Source organism: Buttiauxella sp. A111 (genome assembly GCF_014189855.1).
In the GTDB taxonomy this organism is placed as follows: domain Bacteria; phylum Pseudomonadota; class Gammaproteobacteria; order Enterobacterales; family Enterobacteriaceae; genus Buttiauxella; species Buttiauxella selenatireducens.
Window position 1 is genome coordinate 25,421 of the sequence record NZ_BJFN01000013.1, and the last position, 7,023, is coordinate 32,443.

Genomic DNA, 7,023 nt, shown 5'->3' on the forward strand with positions numbered 1-7,023 from the left:
ACTGCCGGGATACAGCCAAAGGAAATTAAAAATGACTGAACTCAAGAACGATCGTTACCTGCGGGCGTTGCAACGCCAGCCTGTAGATACCACGCCAGTATGGATGATGAGGCAGGCAGGTCGTTACTTGCCAGAATACAAAGCGACGCGTGCGCAGGCCGGTGATTTTATGTCACTGTGCAAGAATGCTGAGTTGGCTTGCGAAGTGACTCTGCAACCGCTGCGTCGGTATCCGCTGGATGCGGCAATCCTCTTTTCCGACATTCTGACGGTTCCAGATGCGATGGGGCTTGGCCTTTATTTTGAAACTGGCGAAGGCCCACGTTTTCGCTCACCTGTAACCTGCCGTGCCGATGTCGAAAAACTGCCTGTTCCTGATCCAGAAGATGAACTGGGTTACGTGATGAATGCGGTGCGTACCATTCGCCGTGAGCTAAAAGGCGAAGTGCCTTTAATTGGTTTTACTGGCAGCCCGTGGACGCTGGCGACGTACATGGTCGAAGGCGGCAGCAGCAAAGCCTTCACCGTTATCAAAAAGATGATGTATGCCGATCCTCAAGCGCTGCATCTTTTGCTCGATAAGCTGGCGCAAAGCGTCACGCTGTATCTGAATGCGCAAATCAAAGCAGGTGCGCAATCGGTGATGATTTTCGATACCTGGGGCGGCGTGCTGACCGGACGTGATTATCAGCAATTCTCGCTCTATTACATGCACAAAATCATTGATGGCCTGCTGCGTGAAAACGAAGGTCGCCGAGTGCCGGTGACGATGTTTACCAAAGGTGGCGGTCAGTGGCTGGAAGCGATGGCTGAAACGGGCTGTGATGCGCTGGGATTAGACTGGACAACCGATATTGCCGACGCTCGCCGTCGTGTCGGTCATAAAGTTGCGCTACAGGGCAACATGGACCCTTCCATGCTGTATGCGCAGCCTGCACGTATCGAAGAGGAAGTAGCAACGATTCTGGCAGGATTTGGTAAAGGTGAAGGCCACGTGTTTAACCTGGGCCACGGTATTCACCAGGATGTTCCGCCAGAGCATGCCGGTGCGTTTGTGGAAGCGGTGCATCGTTTGTCAAAACCGTATCACCAATAACGCTATTTTCAGTAAAGAACAGGAGAGGGAATGGATCTCGCAAGCCTACGTGAACAGCAGATCGAATTGGCTTCGCAGGTCTGTCGTGAGGATCGCTTTGATCACAACCCTCCCCGGTTAATCGCTGGAGCTGACGTTGGTTTTGAGCAGGGCGGTGACATTACGCGTGCCGCCATCGTATTGCTGACGTATCCTTCCCTCGAAATGGTTGAATATCAGGTGGCGCGTGCCACCACCACCATGCCTTACATCCCCGGATTCCTTTCCTTCCGTGAATATCCCGCGCTGTTAGCTGCATGGAAATTGCTGTCGCAAAAACCTGATTTGTTGTTCGTGGATGGTCACGGTATTTCACATCCGCGACGTTTGGGGGTTGCCAGCCATTTTGGCTTGCTGGTGGACGTGCCAACGATTGGCGTTGCCAAAAAACGGTTGTGTGGGCGTTTTGATCCCTTGTCTGAAGAACCCGGCGCATGCCAGTTGCTGATTGATAAAGGTGAATCCCTTGCGTCGGTGTTGCGTAGCAAGAGGCGCTGTAATCCGCTATTTGTCTCTACAGGTCACCGTGTGAGCCTGGAGAGCGCATTGCTATGGGTAAATCGTTGTCTGAGGGGTTACCGTTTACCGGAGCCGACTCGCATGGCAGATGCTGTGGCTTCGGGTCGTCCTGCTTTCACGCGGTGGCAAGCAATTCAGGGGTGATTAAGGTAAACTGCCGCTAATATTCCGTCTTTGAGACATCGCTATGTTACAAAACCCAATCCATCTGCGCCTTGAGAAACTGGAAAGCTGGCAGCATGTCACTTTCATGGCTTCTTTATGCGAACGTATGTACCCGAATTACGCCATGTTCTGCCAGCAGACTGAATTTGGCGATCCTCAACTGTATCGCCGTATTCTCGATTTGATTTGGGAAACATTAACGGTCAAAGATGCGAAAGTTAACTTTGATAGCCAACTTGAGAAATTCGAAGAAGGCATTCCTGTTGCTGACGACTATGATATTTACGGTGTCTACCCGGCTATCGATGCTTGCGTTGCATTAAGCGAATTACTTCATTCACGTCTTTCAGGGGAAACGCTGGAACACGCCATTGAAGTCAGCAAGGCATCCATTACCACTGTTGCCATGTTAGAAATGACTCAGGCTGGTCGTGAAATGACCGATGAAGAGCTGAGAGAAAACCCTGCTGTTGAAGAAGAATGGGACATTCAGTGGGAGATTTTCCGTCTGTTAGCTGACTGCGAAGAACGTGATATTGAGTTGATCAAAGGTCTCCGCGCGGACTTGCGCGAGGCGGGTAGCAGCAACATTGGTATAATTTTTCAGCAGTAAGACAGCAAAACGTGACTTACAGTCCGAATTGTCACCCCTGAAGGCTTCCAATTAGCCCCCCGTCTGGTCTACATTTGTGGGGCGAAAAATAGTGGCTATCGGTGCGTGTATGCAGGAGAGTGCTTTTTTGGCATTTCCGTCGCACTCGATGCTTAGCAAGCGATAAACACATTGTAAGGATAACTTATGAACAAGACTCAACTGATTGATGTAATTGCTGACAAGGCTGACCTGTCTAAAGTACAGGCTAAAGCTGCTCTGGAATCCACTCTGGCTGCAATTACTGAGTCTCTGAAAGAAGGTGATGCTGTACAACTGGTTGGTTTCGGTACCTTCAAGGTAAACCACCGTGCTGAGCGCACTGGCCGCAACCCACAAACCGGTAATGAAATCAAAATCGCCGCAGCTAACGTGCCGGCATTTGTTTCAGGTAAAGCACTGAAAGACGCTGTTAAGTAATTTAACAAGTGTCAGTGAACAGTTTTAGCAGGGGGGCGTTTTCGCCCCTTTTGTTTGTCTGGCGTCCTCTTGCCGTTCTGACAGGCACATTGCTGGTAATGGCATGCAGCAGCAAGCCTCCTATCCCGCCATTTACCGCGAGCGGTTATATTGCCGATCAGGGTGTCGTGCGCATTTGGCGTAAAGACAATAGCGATGACGACAGTATTCACATGCTTACGGCGTTCAGCCCGAGACAGAAGGGTGCAACGACCACAAGTGATTACCGTTGGCAGGGTGAGCAACTCATATCTATTGAAATGACGATTTTGAGTGAACCATCAGAGCACATAAAAGTGCGTTTTGACGATCACGGCGAACTGAGCTTTATGCAGCGCGAAGTCGACGGTCAAAAACAGCAACTCTCCAATGACCAAATCAACTTGTATCAATATCAGGCGAGCCAGACGAAAGCCATAAGCGAAGTATTGCGCATTGGTCGTGTTGTTTTGCGGCAAGGGCGCTGGCACAGCAACGGTACAGTGACGACTTGCGAAGGTGAGACGTTCGAACCCAAACTCGACAGCGTGGCGCTAAGCCATATCACGAATCGACAACGCCACTCATCGATGGATGTCAGCATTGCCTGGCTGGAAGCACCGGAAGGTTCACAACTATTACTGGTCGCGAACCAGGACTTCTGCAGCTGGCAACCGAAGCCTGCGACTTTCTAGATAAAAAAACCGCCACGCGGGCGGTCTTTCAGAGTACTTCAGGTATTACTTCGCGTTTTCACGCTCAATGGCGCGATAGCCAATGTCTGAGCGGCTAAAACTGCCATCCCAGCGGATATCCTTCATCAACTCATAAGCACGCTGCTGTGCAAGCGCTACGGTATCGCCTAATGCGGTGACACATAATACGCGCCCGCCGTTAGTCACTACCATATCGTCTTCACGCAGACGGGTTCCAGCGTGGAACACTTTGCCATCCGCCACTTCTTCCAACGGCAGGCCATGAATGACATCACCGTTACGGTAATCCGCAGGATAACCGCCAGCAGCCATCACGACGCCCAGTGACGGACGCTCGTCCCACTTTGAGGTCGTCTCATTCAACTTGCCGTCACATGCGGCGAGGCACAATTCGACCAGGTCCGATTGCAGGCGCAGCATAATAGGCTGGGTTTCAGGGTCGCCAAAACGGCAGTTAAATTCGATAACCTTTGGATTGCCAAGTTTATCAATCATCAGACCCGCATACAGAAAACCGGTGTAGGTATTCCCTTCAGCAGCCATGCCACGCACGGTTGGCCAGATAACTAAATCCATTGCGCGCTGATGCACTTCATCAGTGACAACGGGAGCCGGAGAGTAAGCGCCCATACCGCCAGTGTTCGGGCCGCTATCGCCATCCCCAACACGTTTATGATCCTGGCTGGTGGCCATTGGCAGCACGTTCTCTCCGTCGACCATGACGATGAAGCTGGCTTCTTCGCCATCAAGGAACTCTTCCACCACGATGCGATGACCCGCGTCGCCGAATGCGTTGCCCGCCAGCATATCGTTCACTGCGGCTTCCGCTTCTTCGAGCGTCATCGCAACAATGACGCCTTTACCTGCGGCCAGACCATCGGCCTTAATCACAATCGGCGCGCCTTTTTCACGGACGTACGCCAGCGCTGGCTCCACCTCGGTGAAGTTTTGGTATTCGGCGGTTGGGATTTTATGGCGAGCCAGGAAATCCTTAGTGAAGGCTTTGGAGCCTTCTAATTGTGCTGCACCCTGAGTTGGGCCAAATATTTTCAGACCAGCCGCGCGGAAGGCATCCACGACGCCAATCACCAGCGGCGCTTCTGGCCCAACAATCGTCAGGTCGATCTTCTCATTTTGCGCAAAGCTTAACAGAGCCGGGATATCGGTTGGGCTAATCGCCACGTTCTGCAAAGCCGGTTCCAGAGCTGTGCCGGCATTGCCTGGCGCGACAAATACAGTGCGTACTAATGGTGACTGCGACGCTTTCCAGGCCAGCGCGTGTTCGCGCCCGCCATTACCAATCACTAATACTTTCATATATAGAGGCTCCAGGATTAATGGCGGAAGTGGCGCATGTCAGTAAAGATCATTGCGATCCCATGTTCGTCAGCGGCGGCGATCACTTCGTCATCACGGATCGAACCGCCAGGCTGGATAACACAACTCACGCCGACTGCTGCTGCTGCATCAATACCATCGCGGAACGGGAAGAACGCATCGGATGCCATTGCAGAGCCTTTCACTTCCAGACCTTCATCGGCGGCTTTAATACCGGCAATCTTGGCAGAGTAAACACGGCTCATTTGACCGGCGCCTATGCCGATAGTCATATTCTCGCGGGCATAAACAATCGCATTGGACTTCACGAACTTCGCGACTTTCCAACAGAACAGTGCATCACGCAGTTCTTGCTCGGAAGGCTGGCGTTTGCTGACCACTCGCAGGTCGGCGGCAGTCACCATTCCCAAATCGCGATCTTGTACTAACAGACCACCGTTGACGCGTTTGAAATCCAGACCCGGAACGCGCTGCTGCCACTGGCCACAAGTTAGTACGCGAACATTTTGTTTCGCTGCCGTTATCTTCAATGCTTCTTCGCTTGCCGATGGGGCAATAATCACTTCGACAAACTGGCGAGAGATAATGGCTTGCGCAGTCTCGGCATCCAGTTCACGGTTAAACGCGATGATGCCGCCGAATGCTGAAGTCGGATCGGTTTTGTAAGCGCGATCATAAGCATCTAATAAGGAGTTGCTGACAGCCACGCCGCAAGGGTTGGCATGCTTCACGATAACGCAGGCAGGTTCGCTAAACTCTTTTACGCATTCCAGTGCCGCATCGGTATCGGCAATGTTGTTATAAGAAAGCGCTTTGCCCTGAACTTGCGTTGCAGTAGCGACGGATGCTTCTTTAATTTCTTCTTCTATATAGAAGGCAGCTTGCTGGTGGCTGTTTTCACCGTAACGCATATCCTGCTTCTTAATGAAGTTCAGGTTGAGCGTACGAGGGAAACGACCGGAAGGTGCGTTGCTCTCACCATGATAAGCAGGAACCAGGCTACCGAAATAGTTGGCGATCATGCTGTCGTAAGCGGCGGTGTGTTCGAATGCCTTAATCGCTAAATCGAAACGCGTCTCCAGGGTAAGAGAACCTTCGTTAGCATCCAGCTCATTAATAATCGCCTGGTAGTCGCTGCTCTTAACCACGATCGCGACATCTTTATGGTTCTTCGCCGCGGAGCGCACCATGGTTGGACCGCCGATATCAATATTCTCTACCGCATCTTCCAGAGAGCAGCCTTCGCGGGCAACAGTCTGAGCAAACGGATAGAGATTGACGACAACCATATCAATTGGGGAGATTGCGTGTTGTTCCATGATGGCATCATCCTGGCCGCGACGACCCAGAATGCCGCCGTGGACTTTTGGATGCAGGGTTTTGACGCGTCCATCCATCATCTCCGGAAAACCGGTGTAGTCAGAGACTTCGGTTACCGGCAGGCCAGCATCAGCCAGCAGACGAGCGGTTCCGCCTGTAGAGAGCAGCACTACACCACGTTGGGAAAGTGCCTGGGCGAATTCGACGATACCGGCTTTGTCAGAAACACTGAGCAGAGCGCGGCGTACAGGACGACGTTGTTGCATGGTTTGATCCCTTAGCTTTGGTTCGCATATAGAAGAGCGTTAGCTGAATTTTAGTTATTTCCCCTAAAACTCAGCTAACGCCCCAAAACGGGGCGTCCTTTTAATGCGGGTGCATTGTAGCGAAAACGTTTGCGTCGCGCTCGCAAAATTTGGGTCTTCATCACGATTGTGGATAACTTTGTGCACAACTGCGTATAAGGCGGGGTTTTGCTGGGGATTGCAGCAGTCAGTAAAATTAGTGCAAATTTAGGGTTGCAGCCTCAGGAGAACTCCCTATAATGCGCCTCCATCGACACGGAACATGTGAACAACATCACAGAGTAACGGCGGCGATGAGAGTCAAATACCCTGAAATTAAGGGTTGACTCTGAAAGAGGAAAGCGTAATATACGCCACCTCGAGTTAGCAAGCGAAAGCGCGTAACTCACTGCTCTTTAACAATTTATCAGACAATCTGTGTGGGCACTCGCAGGA

Annotated in this window: 7 protein-coding genes; 5 read left to right on the top strand and 2 right to left on the bottom strand. The window is 51.6% G+C overall.

The annotated features are described in order from the left end of the window. The first annotated feature begins 31 nt into the window (after positions 1–31). The 5 genes from hemE to BSPA111_RS21960 all read left to right on the top strand — a co-directional run bounded on the left by hemE (position 32) and on the right by BSPA111_RS21960 (position 3,604). Positions 32–1,096, top strand: a complete 1,065-nt coding sequence (gene hemE / locus BSPA111_RS21940) for a uroporphyrinogen decarboxylase (protein ID WP_183273257.1) — start codon at positions 32–34, stop codon at positions 1,094–1,096. Between the two features lie 30 nt (positions 1,097–1,126). Next, on the top strand, positions 1,127–1,798 hold the full coding sequence (gene nfi, locus BSPA111_RS21945) for a deoxyribonuclease V (protein ID WP_183273258.1): 672 nt from the start codon (positions 1,127–1,129) through the stop codon (positions 1,796–1,798). A gap of 43 nt (positions 1,799–1,841) precedes the next feature. Next, positions 1,842–2,432, top strand: coding sequence for a YjaG family protein (locus BSPA111_RS21950; protein ID WP_183273259.1), 591 nt, complete (start codon positions 1,842–1,844; stop codon positions 2,430–2,432). Positions 2,433–2,618: 186 nt separating this feature from the next. Further along, positions 2,619–2,891, top strand: coding sequence for a nucleoid-associated protein HU-alpha (gene hupA, locus BSPA111_RS21955; RefSeq protein ID WP_032615913.1), 273 nt, complete (start codon positions 2,619–2,621; stop codon positions 2,889–2,891). 14 nt (positions 2,892–2,905) lie between these two features. Then, positions 2,906–3,604, top strand: coding sequence for a DUF1481 domain-containing protein (locus BSPA111_RS21960; protein WP_183273260.1), 699 nt, complete (start codon positions 2,906–2,908; stop codon positions 3,602–3,604). Positions 3,605–3,649: 45 nt separating this feature from the next. Here the strand turns inward: BSPA111_RS21960 and purD are convergent, their stop codons facing one another. Together purD and purH are read right to left on the bottom strand one after the other, a co-directional pair. Continuing rightward, positions 3,650–4,942 (bottom strand): phosphoribosylamine--glycine ligase, encoded by a 1,293-nt coding sequence (purD, locus tag BSPA111_RS21965; RefSeq protein WP_183273261.1) that lies wholly within the window; start codon positions 4,940–4,942, stop codon positions 3,650–3,652. Between the two features lie 17 nt (positions 4,943–4,959). Continuing rightward, positions 4,960–6,549, bottom strand: coding sequence for a bifunctional phosphoribosylaminoimidazolecarboxamide formyltransferase/IMP cyclohydrolase (purH, locus tag BSPA111_RS21970; protein ID WP_183273262.1), 1,590 nt, complete (start codon positions 6,547–6,549; stop codon positions 4,960–4,962). Positions 6,550–7,023: the final 474 nt, after the last annotated feature.